This is a genomic window from Pseudomonas sp. Y39-6 (assembly GCF_023651955.1).
Classification (GTDB): Bacteria; Pseudomonadota; Gammaproteobacteria; order Pseudomonadales; family Pseudomonadaceae; genus Aquipseudomonas; species Aquipseudomonas veronii.
Window position 1 is genome coordinate 691,900 of the sequence record NZ_CP069594.1, and the last position, 18,156, is coordinate 710,055.

Here is an 18,156-nt window from a genome sequence, read left to right on the forward strand (position 1 = left end):
AAGCGCCGCGCGAGCGCCGGAAAGCTCCGAATGACGCTGGGTGAACACCTGCCGTGATTCGGGGCTTTTTCTTTTTTTATCGATGAAATCCGGAACTGCCCGTGGGGCGCCCAACGAATGCTGGGCTGCGCTGCGCGAGCGCTGCCGGCAAGGGATGTTTGTCGTGTGGAAAGCCCGTCGGCGCCTGGACTAGTGTGGACACACGCCCCATGTGGGGTGCTTGTGGAGAACTGAAAATGGAGCGACATCACAGAAGGATCAACAGCACCAAGCGGCGCAAATTGATTGCCGCCTATAAGCTGCCCGGCGCGCCGGGGACGCACGCGGCTTTACCGCTGGATACCGAGGACGGCTGCAACGCGGCGGTGGTCAACAATGGCGTGATCTCGTTCGCCGACGGCCTGAGCGGCCTGAACCGCGAATACATCCGCAAAAGCTATCTGTTGGCCAGCAGCTACGTCAGCGATGTCTTGAAGATCAGTCGCGGCACGGAGGGCTGGTACGACGAATTTATCAAGGTGATGATCAGCCTGGGCTGGCTGCCGGTGCGCAGCCGGTTCGAGCGGGTCTCAAGCGCCGGCAAGGGGCTGACGGTGCAACTGGCGGCGCTGAATATCATCGCCACCCTGCTGGCCTCGACCTCACTGGCCGGGCCTCTGCTGACGGCGCTGCCGAAACTGGCCGCCGATGCGCTGGAAACATTGAAACAGATGCCGGCGTCATTCGAGCTGTTCAAGCGCAATAGCAGCGTGCATCAGGGTGGCGATTTTGGCTTGGCGTCCTGCGCCGAAACCGACGGCGAAGTCATGATGGTGCTGGTGACCTACAGCTCCCATGGCGTCAGCAAGCACGTGGGGCTGCCTTTTCTTGAGTGGGACAGTTCCTCGTTCGAGGCCTTCAGCGGGCAAACCTGCCTGGTGCTGAATACCTCGGTGGTCAACGAAAAAACCATCCAGTTGATGCGTGAGAGTGCGGGCGACAAGGTGCAACTGGCGATCGCCAAATACCGGATCTAAGGCACCAGGTAGCCGCGCACCCCGGTAAAGATGATTTGTGCGGCCAAGGCGCACACGAACAAGCCCATCAAGCGACTGACAATCTGCAAGCCCTGGTCACCGAGAATCCGTTCGATACGGTTGGACAAATACAGCACCACGCCCACCGTGAAGCTGGCCAGGGCGATGCTGAGGATGGCGGCGATTTTGTCGTCCCAATGGGGCTGGCTGACGCCCATCACCAGCAGCGCCCCGATGGTGCCGGGGCCGACGGTGAGCGGAATGGTCAGCGGCACGATGGTCACGTCCTGCTGCACGTTATCGGTCTGCACCGCCGACTTGCCCTGCGCCATGCCCAGGGCCGAGATGAACAGCACACTGCCGGCGCCGATGCGGAAAGCGTCCACGGTGATGCCGAACACGCTGAAAATCACCCGGCCGAACAGGTAGAGCAAGACGCTCGACACCAGCGTCGCCAACGCCACTTTCCAGGCCAGGCGTCGCCGTTCCTTGCTCGAATAGCCGCGGGTCAGGCTGATAAAACAGGACAACACGAAGAACGGGCTGTAGAGCACCAGCATCTTCAGGTAAACGCTGAATAACACGTGGAGCATGGGGGTGGCTCGCGACAGAAGGAGATTGGCGGAGTCTATCAGGCGACAGAGATCAAATGTGGGAGGGAGCTTGCTCCCGATAGCGGTGTGACAGTCAGCTTATTTGTAACTGTTCCAGCGCTATCGGGAGCGAGCTTGCCATCGCTGTCTTTCAGTCGATGCATAGGTGACTGGTCCACCGCCATCGGGGGCAAGCCCCCTCCCACATAGGATCTGTGGTGTTCATCCATTGTGTGGCAGACGCAGGCTCAGTGTGGGAGGGGGCAAGCCCCCTCCCACATAGGAATCTGTGGTGTTCATCCATTGTGTGGCAGACGTAGGCTCAGTGTGGGAGGGGGCTTGCCCCCGATGGCGGTGTGACAGTCAGCTTATTTGTAACTGTTCCAGCGCTATCGGGAGCGAGCTTGCCATCGCTGTCTTTCAGTCGATGCATCGGTGACTGGTCCGCCGCCATCGGGGTGTACAGACGGAGACATCCTTTACAAACGAGACCGGGGACATCCTTTACGTTTCTGGGTGCTGGACAGCCGGCTTGCACCGCTGTCTAGCCTACCCAGTGGATAGTTACATAGGTACATGTCCCACACGTTGTCGTCCACTTCTCGCAGTCCAACGGACTCTCCTACCAGTGACTCACTCAAAAAGATCATCCTGCCCCTCCACTTCATTGATCCGTCTGTTCTGACTTTGCGTACCTCCATATCCGCCCCATATTCGGCAGGAGGTACCCAGCCTGTATAGATCCTTGGCGATTTATCGTACAGATCGTTCGGCACTTTCATACCCAACGCCTCGTGCGGCCGATCATGATTGAATTCCTGTCGAAATCGTTCAAACGCCAACTGCTGCTGGACCATATTGGCTTCTGGCGTCTTCAGTAACGCGGCCTTGAGTGAGCGATGCATACGTTCATGCCGCCCGTTCTGATCGGGTCGCCCCGGCTGAATACGCTCTGGGTAGATACCCAGTCGTATCCACCATACGGCCAGACTCGAGAGCCTGTTGAGGCCGGTTGAAGCGAAGGGTGAACCGTTGTCAGTCCTGATGACGTCAGGCAGACCATACTCGCGAAAAGCCCAGTCAAAACCCTCGCGGGCCCCGGCCACACTGGGCTGAGCACGACACAACAATATGAATCTGCTGGCCTGATCCGTGAGTGTCAGCGGGTAACAGCGTCGGCCATCCGTCATTAAAAAGTCGCCTTTGAAGTCAGCGGCCCACGTTTGATTGGGGAGGTCTGCCGGGCGAAGTTTGACGGGGCCGGTAGGCGGACGATTGCGCTTGCGCCGCTCTTGGACCAGTCCCGCTCGTTTGAGCCATTCCCCCGCCGTGCTGGGTGCCGGCCAATGACATTCCGGATAGCGATTGGAAAGGACCTTGACCAGCTTTTTGGGGCCCCAGTCATGGTGTTGATGCTTGAGCTCAATTAGAGCAGCAATATGTGCATCGCACGTTTGAAAAGGGCTTGAGAGTGGACGGCGTGAAGCCTCCTTGAGTCCGTCCAAGCCCGCAGTGGCGTACCGTTGCAGCCACTTGTCCAAGGTCGGTCGACTAATGCCGTAGCTCAATGCCAGTTGACGTTTTGAATAGGCGCCGGACAGCCAGTCGCCTATCAATCTGACTTTTTGGTCCATAGGGGACTCTCGATTCCATGACATGGCCAGTTACCTCCTGGCCATGATTAATACATGTAAACGATGTCTCCGGTTTCAAACGTAAAGGATGTCTCCGGTCTGTACCGGGGCAAGCCCCCTCCCACATAGGATCTGTGGTGTTCATCCATTGTGTGGCAGACGCAGGCTCAGTGTGGGAGGGGGCTTGCCCCCGATGGCGGTGTGACCGTCAGCTTATTTGTAACTGTTCCAGCGCTATCGGGAGCGAGCTTGCCATCGCCGTCTTTCAGTCGATGCATCGGTGACTGGTCCGCCGCCATCGGGGGCAAGCCCCCTCCCACATTCGATCGCATTTGACGTTAAGAGGGCGCATGCTCCGGCCGTGGCTGACGCTGCGCCACCCAGTACTCCACCAGCTCGCGCAATTGTGACAATTCCACCGGCTTGGCCATGTGCCCGTCCATCCCGGCCTGGCGTGCGCGCTCTTTGTGTTCCGAGAGGATGTGTGCGGTGAGCGCCACCACCGGCGTGCGAATGCGCTGGTGGCTGACTTCCCAGGCTCGCAACTGTTGGGTCGCGGAGAAGCCATCGAGGATCGGCATTTCACAGTCCATCAACACCAGATCATAGCGCTGGGCCTTCATCGCCTGCAGGGCTTCTTCGCCGTTGCTCGCGGTGTCCGGGTTGAGGTTGAGCTTGCCGAGCATGCCGCGGATGACTTTGGTGGAGATGCTGTTGTCTTCGGCCACCAGGATGCGGAAGTCGCTGGGCACGATGATGGCCGCCGGCGCGTTGAGGGGCGCGCGTGGCTGCCCGCCGCCTTTGCTGCGCTGGGTCAGTTCGTCGGCCAGGGTGGTCTTGAGGGTGTAGCCGGCCACCGGCTTGGCGAGGATGCGCTTGATCCCGCAATTGCGCGCGATGATCTTGCTCGGCGCGTTACTGATGCCGGTGAGCATGATCAGCAGGATGTCGTGGTTGAGGCTCGGGTCTTCCTTGATCTTGGCCGCCAGTTGCATGCCGGTCATGCCGGGCATGTTCTGGTCCAGCAGCACCACGTCGAAGTAATCACGCAGGTGCGCCTTGGTGCGCAACAACGCCAGGGCTTCCTTGCCCGACGGCACGGCGCTGACATTCAGGCCCCAGGCGGTGCATTGCTGCACCAGCACTTTGCGGCAGGTGTCGTTGTCGTCCACCACCAGTACCCGCGCACCCTTGAGCGGGCCGTCGAGGTCGGAGGTCGGGTGTTCCAGGCGTTCCGGGTCCAGCGGCAGGGTCAGCCACAGGGTGCTGCCTTGTTGTGCGCCGCTCTTGATGCCGAATTCGCCGTTCATCAACAGGATCAACTGGCGCGCGATGACCAGGCCCAGGTGGCCGCTCAAACGGGTGGCCGAGAGGAAGTTCTTGCTGTGCAGTTCGCTGTGCAGCAACGCATCGCGTTCGGCGGCTTCCATTGGCAGGCCGCTGTCCTGCACGGCAATGCGCAGGCGCGGCTTGGGGCTGCGCTCGTCGAGGGCGACGACGATCAACACTTCGCCTTCATCGGTTTTCTGCAGGGCGTTTTCCAGCAGGCTCAACATCGCCTGGCGCAGGCGCGTCGGGTCGCCGCTGATCACCCGCGGCACCTGGGGCTGGATAAAGCTGATCAGCTCGACGTTCTGCTGCTCGGCCTTGGCGCGGAAGATGCTCAGGCAGTCGTCGATCAGCGCATTGAGGTCGAACTGCACGTCGTCCAATTCGATCTGCCCGGATTCCAGCTTGGAGATATCGAGGATTTCGTTGATCAGTGTGAGCAGTTCGTTACCGGCGCTGTGGATCGTCTGCACATAGTCGCGCTGTTTGACCGACAACGGCGTGCCCAGCAGCAGTTCGGTCATGCCCAGCACGCCGTTCATGGGGGTACGGATTTCGTGGCTGATCTTCGCCAGGAACTCGGCCTTGGCGGCGATTTCGGCGTTGCTGGCCGCCAGCTCGCGGCTGAGGCTGAAGCGTGCTTCGACGATGGCGCGCTGGCGTTCGCCGAGGGCCAGGCTCATCAGCAGGCCACTGAGGCAGATAAAGCTGAGCAGGGTAATGATCAAGCCTTGCGGCGCCAGCAACGTGAGGCCAAGCAAGGCAGGCAGGATGATCAGTGTGCCGATGTTGAACACCACCATCCCCGCCACGAACAACCGCGCCGGCCGGTAGCCTTTTTGCCAGTGATAGGCCGAGACAAACAACATGCTCAGGCCGGCCAGGGCCACCAGGACGTAAGTGATGATGTTCAGCGGCAACGTGTTGACGAACAACAGCAGCAGGCCGCACAGCACGATCAACAGAATGTCGGCCATCAACAGTTTGTTCAGCGGGTGCGGGCCCAGCGGCATGAAGAAGCGATAGGCAAACATCAGCCCGCACGGTGCGGTCAGCAGCAGGGCGAGGTAGGCGCCCGGCGTCTGGATCGCGTGCCAGTTCTGCAGCCATGGCCCCAGCAGGTTGAGCAGCAACGCCAGGCTGAGCAGCAGCAGCACTTCGCAGGCCGCCAGCCACAGGCTGCTGCGTGAGCGGTGGTAGGCGAAGCGGGAGAGGTTGTGCAGGATCAGCATCAGCAGACAGCCGAACAGCAGGCCGTAGATCAGCGTCTGGCTTTGGTCGGCGGCGGCGAGTACGGCCGGCTCCAGGGTGATATAGGGGCGCAGTTCGTGTTCCGAGACCAGGCGCAGGTACACCTCAAGGGGCTTCGGGCTCTGGGGCATCGGCAGCATGAAGTCGCTGCTGGGCAGCGGGCGCTCGGCCTGGGGCTGGCGCGTGCCGGTGGTTTGCTGTTCCACCAGGGTGTCGCCATCCAGCACATACAGACTCAGGAGGGAAACGTCCGGGGCAAACACCCGCAGCACTTGCTCGTGCTGGCCGGGTTGCAGCTTGAAGCGTACCCACAACGCACCGTCCGGCTCGGCGGCAGTGATCCGGTCCAGTTCGATGGGGCTGAATTGATTGGTGTAGCGGGGCGAACGGATATCGCTCAGTTGCAGGTCGGCCTGTTCATCAAGCAATACTGCCCAGCCACTGCCTTGCGCAGCGGCCTGGGCCGGGAGCAAACAGAGCAGTGTCAGCAGACTGACAGTGAAACCTATGGCGATCCTGAGCCAGCGCACGGCGAAATCCCTTCGTAGGTTGAAGCACGGGTTAACTATGCGCGGGGTCATACGAGTACGGCAAGGGCCAGAGGCCCTTACCTAACCGAACGGATAGCGACTTAATGAGTCTCGCCACGTTCACGGGCAATCGCGCGATAGCCGATATCTTTACGGTAGAAGCAGCCGTTCCAGCTGATTTTCGCCGCCAGTTTGTAGGCCTGTTGCTGTGCAGCGTCGACACTGGCGCCCATCGCGGTGGCACATAGCACACGGCCACCTGCGGTCACCACCTTGCCGTCCTGCAGCGCAGTGCCCGCATGGAACACTTTGCCTTCCAGCGTCGCCGCCGCGTCCAGGCCTTCAATCACATCGCCCTTGGCGTAGTCGGCCGGGTAACCGCCGGCTGCCAGCACAATGCCGACGCTCGGGCGTGGGTCCCACTGGGCTTCAACTTTGTCCAGGGCCTGGGCCAGCGCGGCTTCCACCAGCAGCACCAGGCTCGATTGCAGGCGCAGCATCACCGGTTGGGTTTCCGGGTCGCCGAAGCGGCAGTTGAACTCGATGACCTTCGGGTTACCGGCCTTGTCGATCATCAGACCGGCGTAGAGGAAACCGGTGTAGACGTTGCCTTCATCGGCCATGCCACGCACGGTCGGCCAGATCACCAGGTCCATCACACGCTGATGCACTTCGCTGGTCACGACCGGGGCCGGGGAGTAAGCCCCCATGCCGCCGGTGTTCGGGCCGCTGTCGCCGTCGCCGACGCGCTTGTGGTCCTGGCTGGTGGCCATCGGCAGGACGTTCTTACCGTCGACCATCACGATGAAGCTGGCTTCTTCGCCGTCGAGGAATTCTTCGATGACCACGCGCGAACCGGCTTCACCGAAGGCGTTGCCGGCGAGCATGTCGCGCACGGCGTCTTCGGCTTCCTGCAGGGTCATGGCGACGATCACGCCTTTGCCCGCGGCCAGACCGTCGGCCTTGATCACGATCGGCGCGCCTTTTTCACGCAGGTAAGCCAGGGCTGGCTCGATCTCGGTGAAGTTCTGGTAGTCGGCGGTCGGGATCTTGTGGCGCGCCAGGAAATCCTTGGTGAATGCCTTGGATCCTTCCAGCTGGGCCGCGCCGGCGGTCGGGCCGAAGCAGTCCAGGCCGCGGCTGCGGAACAGGTCGACGACACCGGCAACCAGCGGCACTTCCGGACCGACGATGGTCAGGGAAACGTTTTTCTCGGCGAAATCCGCCAGTTGTTCCAGGGCCAGCACGTCGATGGCGACGTTTTCGCACTTGGCTTCAATGGCGGTGCCGGCGTTGCCGGGGGCTACGAATACTTTCTGGACGCGTGGGTCCTGGGCAACTTTCCAGGCCAGGGCGTGTTCACGGCCACCGCTGCCAATAATCAAAACATTCATTTCAAAAACCTCTGAGAAACGCTGTGCTTCCCTGTAGGAGCGAGCTTGCTCGCGAAGGTCGTCAACGATAACGAGGGAAACCTGACACCTCGTGGCGTTTTTGAGTTTTTCGCGAGCAAGCTCGCTCCTACAGTCGGGAAGCGGTGCTGTTTAGTGACGGAAGTGGCGCATGCCGGTGAAGACCATGGCGATGCCGGCTTCGTCAGCCGCAGCAATCACTTCGGCATCACGCATCGAGCCGCCTGGCTGGATCACTGCGGTGACGCCGGCCTTGGCCGCGTTGTCCAGGCCGTCGCGGAACGGGAAGAACGCGTCGGACGCCATCACCGAGCCCGCTACCTGCAAACCGGCGTGTTCAGCCTTGATCGCGGCGATGCGCGCCGAGTTCACACGGCTCATCTGGCCGGCGCCGACACCGATGGTCTGGCGGTTCTTGGCGTAGACGATGGCGTTGGACTTGACGTACTTGGCCACTTTCCAGGCGAAGATCAGGTCGTTGATTTCCTGCTCGGTCGGTGCGCGCTTGGTCACCACTTTCAGGTCGGCGCTGCTGATCATGCCGATGTCGCGGCTTTGCACCAGCAGGCCGCCGTTGACGCGCTTGTAGTCCCAGGCAGGGGCACGTTCGGCCGACCATTCGCCGCAGGCCAGCAGGCGCACGTTGGCTTTGGCGGCCACGATGGCGCGGGCTTCCTCGCTGACGGACGGGGCGATGATCACTTCGACGAACTGACGCTCGACGATGGCCTTGGCGGTCGCGGCGTCGAGTTCGCGGTTGAAGGCGATGATGCCGCCGAAGGCCGATTCGGTGTCGGTGGCGTAGGCCAGTTCGTAGGCCTGGCGGATGCCGCCTTCAGCGTCCGGGCTCACGGCCACGCCGCACGGGTTGGCGTGCTTGACGATCACGCAGGCCGGCTTGACGAAGCTCTTCACGCATTCCAGCGCGGCGTCGGTGTCGGCCACGTTGTTGTAGGACAGTTCTTTGCCTTGCAGCTGGGTCGCGGTGGCGATGCCCACTTCGGCCGGCTTGGCTTCCACGTAGAACGCCGCGCTCTGGTGCGGGTTCTCGCCGTAGCGCATTTCCTGGGCCTTGATGAACTGGCTGTTGAAGGTCCGCGGGAACTGGCTGCGACCTTCTGTGCTGAGGGTCTCGGCGGCCTGGTTCACGGTGCCCATGTAGTTGGCGATCATGCCGTCGTAGGCGGCGGTGTGTTCGAATGCCTTGAGCATCAGGTCGAAACGCTGGGCGTAGGTCAGGCCACCGGCTTTGAGGTTTTCAAGCACCTGGGCGTAGTCGCTGGCGTTGACCACGATGGCCACGTCTTTGTGGTTCTTGGCGGCCGAGCGAACCATGGTCGGGCCGCCGATATCGATGTTTTCGATGGCGGTCGGCAGGTCGCAGCCCGGCTTGTTGATGGTGGCTTCGAACGGGTAGAGGTTGACGGCCACCAGATCGATCGGCTTGATGCCGTGCTCGTTCATGATGGCATCGTCGATACCGCGACGGCCGAGGATGCCACCATGGATTTTCGGGTGCAGGGTCTTGACCCGACCGTCCATCATCTCTGCGAAACCGGTGTAGTCCGCGACTTCTACTGCGGCCACGCCGTTGTCTCGCAGCAGTTTGAAGGTCCCGCCCGTGGAGAGGATTTCCACGCCCAGGGCTTCCAGCCCCCGGGCAAATTCGAGAACCCCGGTCTTGTCGGAGACACTGATCAAGGCGCGGCGGATCGGCAGGCGGGTAGTCTGGTCGGTCATTTCAATTTCCATCAAAAGCAAAGGAGTCAGCAAAAAAGGCGACCGGTTTTACGCGGGCGCCTTTCTGGTCGGATTGAATGCTTACAGCAAATCGTATTGTTTGAGCTTTTTGCGCAAGGTGCCACGGTTGAGGCCCAGCAGCTCACTGGCTTTGGTCTGGTTGCCCTTGACGTAGTTCATCACGCTTTCGAGCAAGGGCGCCTCGACTTCGGAGAGCACGAGGTTGTACACGTCCGTGACGGAAGCGCCCTCAAGGTGGGCGAAATAATTGTGCAGCGCCTTCTCGACACTCCCGCGAAGGGTCTGGCCTTCTTCGCTCGGCGTGTTGAGGTGCTGTTTCAAATTGACGTTGTCGCTCACGGGTGTTGTTCCACTCACTAAAGTCTCGGTCATCATCGTCATGCGGCCACCCCCTCTCCGTCCCCTGTCACCAGGCTCTTGTCACGTTCGCTGAAGAACTCACGAACGTTGGCGCACTGTGCTTCCGTATCATCCAAACGATTGAAGTGGGCGCGAAACTCCCTGGCGCCCGGCAGGGTTGCGAGATACCAGCCGACATGCTTGCGAGCAATGCGTACTCCCATCACGTCTCCGTAGAAGGCGTGCAGGGCGGCCAGATGCTCTAGCAGAATACGTTCCACCTCGATCAACCCCGGTGCCGGCAACAGCTCGCCGGTACGCAGAAAGTGTTCGACTTCACGAAAAATCCATGGCCGCCCCTGGGCGGCCCGGCCAATCAACAGGCCATCGGCACCGGTCGCATGCAGCACGCGCCGGGCTTTCTCGGCTGAGTCGATATCGCCATTGGCAAATACCGGCATCGACACGGCCTGCTTGATCGCGGCAATGGTGTCGTACTCGGCTTCGCCGGTGTAAAGATCGGCGCGGGTGCGACCATGCACCGCCAGCGCTGAAATACCCGCCTGTTCGGCGATCTTCGCCACCGTCAGGCCATTCTTGTTGTCCCGGTCCCAGCCGGTACGAATCTTCAGGGTGACCGGTACATCCACTGCGGCGACAACGGCCTGCAGGATCTCGGCGACCAACTGCTCATCCTTCAACAGCGCGGAACCGGCGGCCTTGTTACAGACCTTCTTGGCCGGACAGCCCATGTTGATGTCAATGATCTGCGCGCCCAGCTCCACGTTGGCCCGGGCCGCCTCCGCCAGCATCTGTGCGTCGCCACCGGCGATCTGTACCGAGCGGGGCTCGGGATCACCTTCGTGGATCATGCGCAGCCGCGATTTGCGGGTGTTCCACAAGCTCATGTCGCTGGTGACCATTTCCGAGACTACTAGACCCGCGCCCAAACGCTTGCACAGCTGACGAAAGGGCTGGTCGGTGACCCCCGCCATTGGCGCGAGAATCAAACCATTGTGCAATGTGTATGGGCCGATGCGTACCGCCGACATAGGACTTCCCTGTTGTGGGGCCGGATCATTAGAGTTCGAAAAAGGGTTGGCATGATACCCGCTCTCGATGACTGGATAAAGGCTGAATTGGATAAAATCTGAACAGTTATTTCTTTATCGCCACCGGTTTGGTTGCCGGCGGTCCAGTCAATAATCCGTCGTCAAACCTCGATGACCGCGCCGATTCACTCGGGCGAATGAAAGCTCAGGCTGTAATTCACCGCTTTGTTGCCGGGGTCGAGGATGTCCAGGGAGATATGGATCGGCGTCTGCGACGGCATTTCACTGACCCCGGCCAGCTCACCGCTCAGGTATTCGGCGGGCTTGAAGCGCCGACTGGCGATCAGGTTGCCGTTCAGGTCGGCAAAGCGCAGTTCCAGCAACGGAAACGGCTGGGAGAACGTCGCGCGGTTATAGATGATTGCATCCACCACCAGCGCGCCGGCGAATTCAGGATGGCTGCGCACCACCAGGTTGCTGCTCTTGATGTGCGCGATATCGACCCGTGACGGCACCGTGCAGCCCAATGTCGGGCACAGTTGCTGGAACCACGGGCGATAGGCGTCCTGGCGCGCCAGGTCGTCGAACTGGTAGGCAATGTACTGGCCGGCGAGGCCGGCGGCGGCGATCAGCACCAGCAACAGCCAGAGCAGGCGACGGCCCCAGCTTGACGGGCGTTTGCCGGCGTACAAGTGCAGCGGGTCATCTTCGAGGTCCTGCAGCAGCTCGTCGTGGGCGCTGGCGGCGCTGCGCGAGCGCTTGCGGCCTTGGGGGGGCTCGTCGGGTTCCGGCGCGTCCACGTCGTCGCTGACCGCGCTCACGGGTGGGTCGAGTTCGTCGTTTTCATCGGCAGGCGTGGAGCGCAGCGGCGGTTCATCGTCGATGTCGTCGGTGGCGAGGGACATCGACGGTTCGGTGCGCTGTTTAGTCGCAGGGGCATTTGCCGGTTCAGGTTCGTCTTCGGGCGCTTTGGCGCGTTCTTCAGGCGGTTCGCTGAAGAGGCTGGCGGCCCATTTTTCTTCCTCGGCCTTGATCGTGTCGCGGCTGGCGCTGAGGGCATCTTCCTTTTTGCGTCGGTCGGCGCTGCCTTGCCGGCGTTCCGCGCCCAGCGGCTGGGTGTGTTGAATCTCGCGGCGTTCCAGCTTGGCCAGTTCTTTGTCCAGGTCCAGGTTGTCCAGGTCCAGCTCTTGCGCCGTCCACTGTTTCTGGCTGATCGCCCGCGGCGCCTCGGCGGCGTGCTCCGCTGCGGCCGGCTGTTCAGGCTTCGGCGCTTGCGCGTGGGCGCGCTGCTCCAGCAACTGGCGCGCGGCGTTGAACACTTGCAGGCACGAGCCGCAGCGCACCACGCCGCGCGCCACGTTCAACTGAGCGTGGCTGACGCGAAAGCGCGTTTGGCAATGGGGACACTGGGTGACGAAACTGTCGGTCATGCGGCCATCCGATTCAGGCAAGCGCTCATTCTAGCGCCGACGCCCGCTGATGCGTACCCAGCCATCACGATTGGCGATCGGGTCGAGCTCGAAATCCTGGGCGTAGGCTGCGGCCACGTCTTCACCCTGTTCGGCGAGGATGCCCGACAGCGCCAGGCGGCCACCCGGCTTGACCAGGCTCGACAGCTGCGGCGCCAGGGCCACCAGCGGGCCGGCGAGGATATTGGCGACCAGCACATCGGCCTGCACCTGGGGCAATTGCTCCGGCAGGTACAATGGGAATTTGCCTTCAGCAATGTGGTTGCGCCCGGCGTTATCGCGGGAGGCTTCCAGGGCCTGTACGTCGATATCGGTGCCGACGGCTTCCTTGGCGCCCAACAACAGGGCGGCAATCGCCAGAATCCCCGAGCCGCAGCCGAAGTCCAACACGTGGCAATCGTTCAGGTCCTGGCCGTCCAGCCATTCCAGGCACAGCGCGGTGGTCGGGTGCGTGCCGGTGCCGAACGCCAGGCCCGGGTCCAGCAGCAGGTTCACCGCGTCAGGCTCGGGGGCGGCGTGCCAGCTCGGCACGATCCACAGGCGCTGGCCGAAACGCATCGGCTGGAAGTTGTCCATCCAGCTGCGTTCCCAGTCCTGGTCTTCGATGATTTCGCTGTGGTGCTCGGGCAGTGGGCCGCCGGTGAGCAGTTCCATATGGGCCAGGACGCTGGCGGCATCGGTGCCGTCTTCGAACAGGGCCAGCAAGTGGGTGTGGGACCACAGCGGGGTGGTGTTGAGTTCCGGCTCGAAGATCGGCTGGTCTTCGGCGTCCATGAAGGTCACCGAGACGGCGCCCACTTCAAGGAACGCGTCTTCGTAGGTTTCGGCTTGTTCTGGGCTGATGGCGAGACGGACTTGCAGCCAAGGCATGGCGGGCACCTTTGAAAAAATGAGTGTGCAGCGGGGAGGGCTGCGAAAGCGCGCAAGTTTACGCGAGCGTGGAGAAGAAGACGACTGTACTGACAGTACGCCGACCAAATGTGGGAGGGGGCTTGCCCCCGATGGCGGCAGCTCAGTCATAGATTAGGTGACTGACCCACCGCTATCGGGGGCAAGCCCCCTCCCACATTTGGACTGTGTACATCTTCAAAATGGAGGGGCCACAAACAACAAAGCCGCCCGAAGGCGGCTTTGTTGGGTGGAGCACTTACTGGTTGGCCAGTTTGTGTTCCAGGTAGTGAATGTTCACACCACCTTCGCAGAAGCCTTCATCGCGGACCAGATCCCGATGCAGCGGGATGTTGGTCTTGATGCCGTCGACCACGATTTCGTCCAGGGCGTTACGCATGCGGGCCATGGCCTCGTCGCGGGTGGCGCCCCAGGTGATCAGCTTGCCGATCAACGAGTCGTAGTTGGACGGAACCTTGTAGCCGCTGTACAGGTGCGAATCGACGCGAACGCCGTTGCCGCCTGGCGCATGGAAATGCTTGACCAGGCCTGGACTCGGGATAAAGGTTTTCGGGTCTTCGGCGTTGATCCGGCACTCCAGGGAGTGGCCGTGGATCTTCACGTCGTCCTGGGTGAAGGACAGCTCGTTACCGGCGGCGATGCTCAGCATCTCCTTGACGATATCGATACCGGTGACCATCTCCGAAACCGGGTGTTCTACCTGCACGCGAGTGTTCATCTCGATGAAGTAGAAACGGCCGTTCTCGTAGAGGAACTCGAAGGTGCCGGCGCCACGGTAGTTGATGTCGATGCACGCCTTGACGCAACGCGCCAGGACTTCCGCACGGGCTTTCTCGTCGAGGCCCGGTGCCGGTGCTTCTTCCAATACCTTCTGGTGACGACGTTGCAGCGAGCAATCGCGGTCGCCCAGGTGGATGGCGTGGCCCTGGCCGTCGGACAGCACCTGCACTTCCACGTGACGTGGGTTGGTCAGGTACTTCTCCAGGTAGACCATCGGGTTGCCGAACCAGGCAGCCGCTTCGGAGCGCGTCTGCTTGGCCGCTTCGATCAGGTCTTCTTCCTTGTGTACCACGCGCATGCCGCGACCACCGCCGCCGCCTGCGGCCTTGATGATCACCGGGTAACCGACTTCGCGACCGATGCGCAGCGCAGTGGTCTCGTCTTCGGGCAGCGGGCCGTCGGAGCCTGGAACGGTCGGCACGCCGGCCGCGATCATGGCGTCCTTGGCCGAAACCTTGTCACCCATCAGGCGAATGGTCTCGGCTTTCGGGCCGATGAAGGCAAACCCGGATTTTTCCACCTGTTCGGCGAAATCGGCGTTTTCCGCGAGGAAGCCGTAGCCCGGGTGGATGCCATCAGCGCCGGTCACTTCCGCAGCGGCGATGATGTTCGAGACTTTCAGGTACGAGTTCGCAGCCAGTGGCGGGCCGATGCAGATGCTTTCGTCCGCCAGTTTCACGTGCATCAGTTCGGTATCGGCCGTCGAGTAAACAGCGACGGTCTTGATGCCCTCTTCCTTACAGGCGCGCAGGATACGCAGCGCGATCTCGCCGCGGTTGGCGATCAGGACTTTTTGCAGTTTCTTCGCAGGTTTCAACATCGAAGGCGCTCCGCGGTTCAAACGATGGTGAACAGCGGCTGGTCGTACTCAACCGGCTGACCGTTTTCTACCAGAATGGATTCGATGACACCGGCTTTTTCGGCCGTGATGTGGTTCATCATTTTCATCGCTTCCACGATGCAGATGGTGTCGCCTTCTTTCACGGTTTTGCCGACTTCAACGAAGGCTGGCGAACCCGGTGCCGGGGTGCGGTAGAACGTACCGACCATTGGCGACTTGGCCACGAAGCCGTTCAGCTTGGGCGCAGCAGGCTCGGCGGCGGCGACAGGCGCAGCGGCGACCGGAGCGGCAGCGGCAGGTGCCGGTGCTTGCATCTGCGGCGCGTAGAATTGCTGGGCCGGGGTCTTGCTGTGACGGCTGATGCGTACAGACTCTTCGCCTTCCTTGATTTCCAGCTCGTCGATGCCGGATTCTTCCAGCAGTTCGATCAGTTTCTTAACTTTACGGATATCCATGAATCGTCAACTCCCAAGGGTCGGTCAGGGGCGCTTGGCCGGTTGTTCAAGTTGTTCCAGGGCGGCCTCCAGGGCCAGTCGATAACCGCTGGCGCCAAGGCCGCAGATCACACCTACCGCTACGTCGGAGAAGTAGGAGTGATGGCGGAAAGGTTCGCGTTTGTACACGTTCGACAAATGCACTTCGATGAATGGGATGCTCACCGCCAGCAGCGCGTCACGTAATGCAACACTTGTGTGCGTAAAAGCGGCGGGATTGATCAGAATAAAGTCCACGCCTTCGCCGCGCGCGGCATGGATGCGATCAATCAATTCGTACTCGGCATTGCTTTGCAGGTACAGCAAATGGTGGCCGGCTTCACGGGCCCGTCGCTCCAGATCGAGGTTGATCTGTTCCAGGGTCACTGCCCCGTAGACGCCCGGTTCGCGGGTGCCGAGCAGGTTCAGGTTGGGTCCGTGAAGAACCAGTAAGGTCGCCATCGGCTGTTCCTTGTTATTGATGTGGGTACGGCAGAACCCGGCGACTATGCCGCAAAGCGTTTATGACTGTCCAGTTCTATGCAGTAGGCAGCACGATTAGCGAGGATTGCGCGAAATTTGTGACTGCGGCCCAGGATCCGGTCATTGGTAATACCGTCTTGAAACCTGTGGCGATCAAATGTGGGAGGGGGCTTGCCCCCGATAGCGGTGTGCCAGTCTCAATATCTGCAACTGATCCACCGCTATCGGGGGCAAGCCCCCTCCCACATTGGTTCTTCGCATGGCGCTAGGTCGGGTCAGACGCGGAAGGCTTGGACGGCGGTGTTGAGTTGGCCGCCCAGCACCAGCAGGTGCTCACCCTGGCTGCGGCCCTGGCCGATGCGCAGCAGGTTGTCCTCACCCAGTTGATGAATCCGTTCGCTGTTATCGCGAATCTCACTCACCGCACCGCTCTGCTGCGCGGTCACATCGGCGATACGCACGGAGGTGTCGGAAATGGTCTGGATCGCCCCGACGATTTCATCCAGCGCGCCGTCGGCCGCTTGTGCTTGCTGGGCGGTGGCTTCGGCGTGTTCGACCTGCGCGCGCATGCCTTCCACCGACTGGCGGGCGGCGGTTTGCAGGCCGGCGATGAGGCCCTGGATTTCGGCGGTGGCGCCAGCGGTGCGCTGGGCCAGGGAGCGCACTTCGTCGGCGACCACGGCAAACCCCCGCCCGGCGTCTCCGGCGCGGGCGGCTTCAATGGCGGCATTGAGCGCCAGCAGGTTGGTCTGGTCGGCGATCGAGCGAATCACCGTCAACACGCCGCCGATGGTTGCGGACTCTTCGGCGAGTTTCTCGATCATCTGCGCGTTTTGCTGCACTTCGCCCACCAGCGCATGCAGCCCGGTCAGGCTCAGGCCGATCACCCGCTGGCCGTGCTTCACCGCCTGGCCCGCGCTGCGGCTGGCGCCGGCGGCCTGGCTGGCGTCCCCGGCGACTTGTTGAATGGTCGCTTCCAATTCGCCCAACGAATCGCGGATCTGCGCGGTGTCCCCGGCCTGCCGTTCGGCGCCATCATGCAGGCCGCTGCTCAGCTCGGCCAGGGCACGGCTGCTGCCGGCGACTTCCTCGGCATTGCCGCGAATGGTGCCCACCAGGTCCACCAGATAGGCGCGCAAGCGGTTGAGGGAGGCTTCGATGTCGCGCAGTTCGCGGTTGGTCTTGCCCAAGGCAATCGGTTGGCTGAAGTCGCCTTCGGCCCAGGTCGACAGGGCCGGTGCCAGGTTGGTCAGCACCCGTGCCAGGCGCCGTTGCAGGGTATCGATCAGCAGGGCGATCAGCAGGATCAGGCCGATCATCACCCCTTGCATCAGGCGCACTTCGCCCTGGATCTTTGCGTGTTGCGCCCGCACGACGGGCTCCAGGCCGGCGATGGCCTGTTGCACACCGGCGATTTTCAGGTGGGTGCCGGCGGCGAGGTCGGCGCGCCGCTGGATCTGCTCGCGGGTACGCTTGAGTTCGGCCGGGTAGCGGGTCAGCAGGCTGTTGAGTTCGCGCTTGAGGTCGACGCCGGTGTCTTGTGTTTCGGTTTTTTCGCTGTTTTCCAGGCCCATCAGCGCCGAAAAGTCATCGGTGTTCGAACCGGCGTTGGCCTTGACTCCAAGTAAGGGCAGTTGCTCCAGCAGGTCGGCCTGGCCGCGGATATTGCTGACTTCGCGCTCCACATCATCCGCCAGTTCGGCGCGCCCGCTGCTCACCAGCTTGTCGCGGGCCAGGGACAGCTTGCCCAGGTGTTGGGACGCCGCCAGCAGCGGCGGCAGGTAGCGCGCCGCGGCGGGCGAATCGACGCCGATGGCGTACTGGCTCAGTTGCTCGAGGTTCGCGCCCAGTTCTCGCTCGGCCTGCAACAGCAGCGCTTGCGGGTCGCCGGCCAGTTTGCCGGCGGCGAGCAGGTCGGTTTTGCTGAAGGTGTCCAGCTCCTTCAGGCTGGGGCGCAGGCTTTGTGCGAGGTCGGCGGGCAATTCGTCCAGGTGCTGCAGCAGGCTTTCCAGGCTCTGGCTGGCGCTGCTCAAGCGCAGGGCGTCGCCGCTGGCCAGGTAGTCGTCGATGTTGCGTGCGGCCTGGTTCTGGAAGGTCTGCGACAACCCCAGGTAGCGTTCCATCAGCAAATAAGGCCGTTCCAGCGCGCGTTGCGACCACCAGAGCGTCGCCCCGAGTGCCAGGCACACGGCCACCAGAAGGAGGGTATTGAGATTGGTCAGCAGCTTCAGGCGCATGCGTGGTTTCAACCGACAGCAAAAGTTAAGTGCCTGAAGTTATTGCG

The 18,156-nt window shown here is 61.9% G+C and carries 14 protein-coding genes and 1 pseudogene; 2 read left to right on the forward strand and 13 right to left on the reverse strand.

Annotated features, from left to right (window positions below; all coding sequences use genetic code 11):
• The first annotated feature begins 236 nt into the window (after positions 1–236).
• Complete coding sequence (locus JN756_RS02990) at positions 237–1,016, forward strand: ubiquitin family protein (RefSeq protein ID WP_046384853.1); 780 nt, start codon at positions 237–239, stop codon at positions 1,014–1,016.
• On the opposite strand, the gene tspR is transcribed toward JN756_RS02990, so the two are convergent.
• The 4 genes from tspR to purD all read right to left on the reverse strand — a co-directional run bounded on the left by tspR (position 1,013) and on the right by purD (position 7,747).
• Positions 1,013–1,609: a type III secretion system genes modulator TspR gene (gene tspR, locus JN756_RS02995; protein ID WP_017849674.1), complete on the reverse strand. Its 597-nt coding sequence runs from the start codon at positions 1,607–1,609 to the stop codon at positions 1,013–1,015. The two genes, JN756_RS02990 and tspR, sit on opposite strands and share 4 nt — an antisense overlap.
• 479 nt (positions 1,610–2,088) lie before the next feature.
• Positions 2,089–3,267 carry an integrase core domain-containing protein gene (locus tag JN756_RS03000; RefSeq protein ID WP_372340312.1) on the reverse strand — a complete coding sequence of 393 codons (1,179 nt, stop codon included), beginning with the start codon at positions 3,265–3,267 and terminating at the stop codon, positions 2,089–2,091.
• Between the two features lie 314 nt (positions 3,268–3,581).
• Positions 3,582–6,353 carry a hybrid sensor histidine kinase/response regulator gene (locus JN756_RS03005; RefSeq protein WP_017849673.1) on the reverse strand — a complete coding sequence of 924 codons (2,772 nt, stop codon included), beginning with the start codon at positions 6,351–6,353 and terminating at the stop codon, positions 3,582–3,584.
• A gap of 101 nt (positions 6,354–6,454) precedes the next feature.
• On the reverse strand, positions 6,455–7,747 hold the full coding sequence (gene purD / locus JN756_RS03010) for a phosphoribosylamine--glycine ligase (RefSeq protein WP_017849672.1): 1,293 nt from the start codon (positions 7,745–7,747) through the stop codon (positions 6,455–6,457).
• Between the two features lie 21 nt (positions 7,748–7,768).
• Here purD and JN756_RS03015 point away from each other — a divergent pair.
• Positions 7,769–7,882, forward strand: a pseudogene (locus tag JN756_RS03015) (outer membrane lipoprotein carrier protein LolA); the annotation flags it as partial.
• A 15-nt stretch (positions 7,883–7,897) separates the two neighbouring features.
• On the opposite strand, the gene purH reads toward JN756_RS03015, so the two are convergent.
• The 9 genes from purH to JN756_RS03060 all read right to left on the reverse strand — a co-directional run bounded on the left by purH (position 7,898) and on the right by JN756_RS03060 (position 18,109).
• Complete coding sequence (purH, locus tag JN756_RS03020) at positions 7,898–9,505, reverse strand: bifunctional phosphoribosylaminoimidazolecarboxamide formyltransferase/IMP cyclohydrolase (protein ID WP_046384852.1); 1,608 nt, start codon at positions 9,503–9,505, stop codon at positions 7,898–7,900.
• A gap of 81 nt (positions 9,506–9,586) precedes the next feature.
• The gene (fis, locus tag JN756_RS03025; protein ID WP_002555375.1) at positions 9,587–9,907 is read right to left on the reverse strand and encodes a DNA-binding transcriptional regulator Fis; all 321 of its coding nucleotides are present in this window, start codon (positions 9,905–9,907) and stop codon (positions 9,587–9,589) included.
• Positions 9,904–10,917: a tRNA dihydrouridine synthase DusB gene (dusB, locus tag JN756_RS03030; protein WP_017849670.1), complete on the reverse strand. Its 1,014-nt coding sequence runs from the start codon at positions 10,915–10,917 to the stop codon at positions 9,904–9,906. Before dusB ends, fis begins: the two co-directional genes overlap by 4 nt.
• Positions 10,918–11,102: 185 nt before the next feature.
• Positions 11,103–12,347 carry a DUF3426 domain-containing protein gene (locus tag JN756_RS03035; RefSeq protein ID WP_201021768.1) on the reverse strand — a complete coding sequence of 415 codons (1,245 nt, stop codon included), beginning with the start codon at positions 12,345–12,347 and terminating at the stop codon, positions 11,103–11,105.
• Between the two features lie 30 nt (positions 12,348–12,377).
• Positions 12,378–13,256, reverse strand: a complete 879-nt coding sequence (gene prmA, locus JN756_RS03040) for a 50S ribosomal protein L11 methyltransferase (RefSeq protein WP_046384850.1) — start codon at positions 13,254–13,256, stop codon at positions 12,378–12,380.
• Between the two features lie 277 nt (positions 13,257–13,533).
• Positions 13,534–14,895 (reverse strand): acetyl-CoA carboxylase biotin carboxylase subunit, encoded by a 1,362-nt coding sequence (gene accC, locus JN756_RS03045; protein ID WP_017849667.1) that lies wholly within the window; start codon positions 14,893–14,895, stop codon positions 13,534–13,536.
• A gap of 17 nt (positions 14,896–14,912) precedes the next feature.
• Complete coding sequence (gene accB, locus JN756_RS03050) at positions 14,913–15,371, reverse strand: acetyl-CoA carboxylase biotin carboxyl carrier protein (protein WP_017849666.1); 459 nt, start codon at positions 15,369–15,371, stop codon at positions 14,913–14,915.
• Positions 15,372–15,395: 24 nt separating this feature from the next.
• The gene (aroQ, locus tag JN756_RS03055) at positions 15,396–15,851 is read right to left on the reverse strand and encodes a type II 3-dehydroquinate dehydratase (RefSeq protein ID WP_017849665.1); all 456 of its coding nucleotides are present in this window, start codon (positions 15,849–15,851) and stop codon (positions 15,396–15,398) included.
• A 296-nt stretch (positions 15,852–16,147) separates the two neighbouring features.
• Positions 16,148–18,109: a methyl-accepting chemotaxis protein gene (locus JN756_RS03060; protein ID WP_046384849.1), complete on the reverse strand. Its 1,962-nt coding sequence runs from the start codon at positions 18,107–18,109 to the stop codon at positions 16,148–16,150.
• Positions 18,110–18,156 lie beyond the last annotated feature (47 nt).

Bases quoted from the DNA above. Each gene is read 5' to 3' on its own strand.
- JN756_RS02990 (WP_046384853.1), top strand. From the start codon at position 237: ATGGAGCGACATCACAGAAGGATCAACAGCACCAAGCGGCGCAAATTG.
- tspR (WP_017849674.1), bottom strand. From the start codon at position 1,609: ATGCTCCACGTGTTATTCAGCGTTTACCTGAAGATGCTGGTGCTCTAC.
- JN756_RS03000 (WP_372340312.1), bottom strand. From the start codon at position 3,267: ATGTCATGGAATCGAGAGTCCCCTATGGACCAAAAAGTCAGATTGATA.
- purD (WP_017849672.1), bottom strand. From the start codon at position 7,747: ATGAATGTTTTGATTATTGGCAGCGGTGGCCGTGAACACGCCCTGGCC.
- purH (WP_046384852.1), bottom strand. From the start codon at position 9,505: ATGACCGACCAGACTACCCGCCTGCCGATCCGCCGCGCCTTGATCAGT.
- fis (WP_002555375.1), bottom strand. From the start codon at position 9,907: ATGACGATGATGACCGAGACTTTAGTGAGTGGAACAACACCCGTGAGC.
- dusB (WP_017849670.1), bottom strand. From the start codon at position 10,917: ATGTCGGCGGTACGCATCGGCCCATACACATTGCACAATGGTTTGATT.
- JN756_RS03035 (WP_201021768.1), bottom strand. From the start codon at position 12,347: ATGACCGACAGTTTCGTCACCCAGTGTCCCCATTGCCAAACGCGCTTT.
- prmA (WP_046384850.1), bottom strand. From the start codon at position 13,256: ATGCCTTGGCTGCAAGTCCGTCTCGCCATCAGCCCAGAACAAGCCGAA.
- accC (WP_017849667.1), bottom strand. From the start codon at position 14,895: ATGTTGAAACCTGCGAAGAAACTGCAAAAAGTCCTGATCGCCAACCGC.
- accB (WP_017849666.1), bottom strand. From the start codon at position 15,371: ATGGATATCCGTAAAGTTAAGAAACTGATCGAACTGCTGGAAGAATCC.
- aroQ (WP_017849665.1), bottom strand. From the start codon at position 15,851: ATGGCGACCTTACTGGTTCTTCACGGACCCAACCTGAACCTGCTCGGC.
- JN756_RS03060 (WP_046384849.1), bottom strand. From the start codon at position 18,109: ATGCGCCTGAAGCTGCTGACCAATCTCAATACCCTCCTTCTGGTGGCC.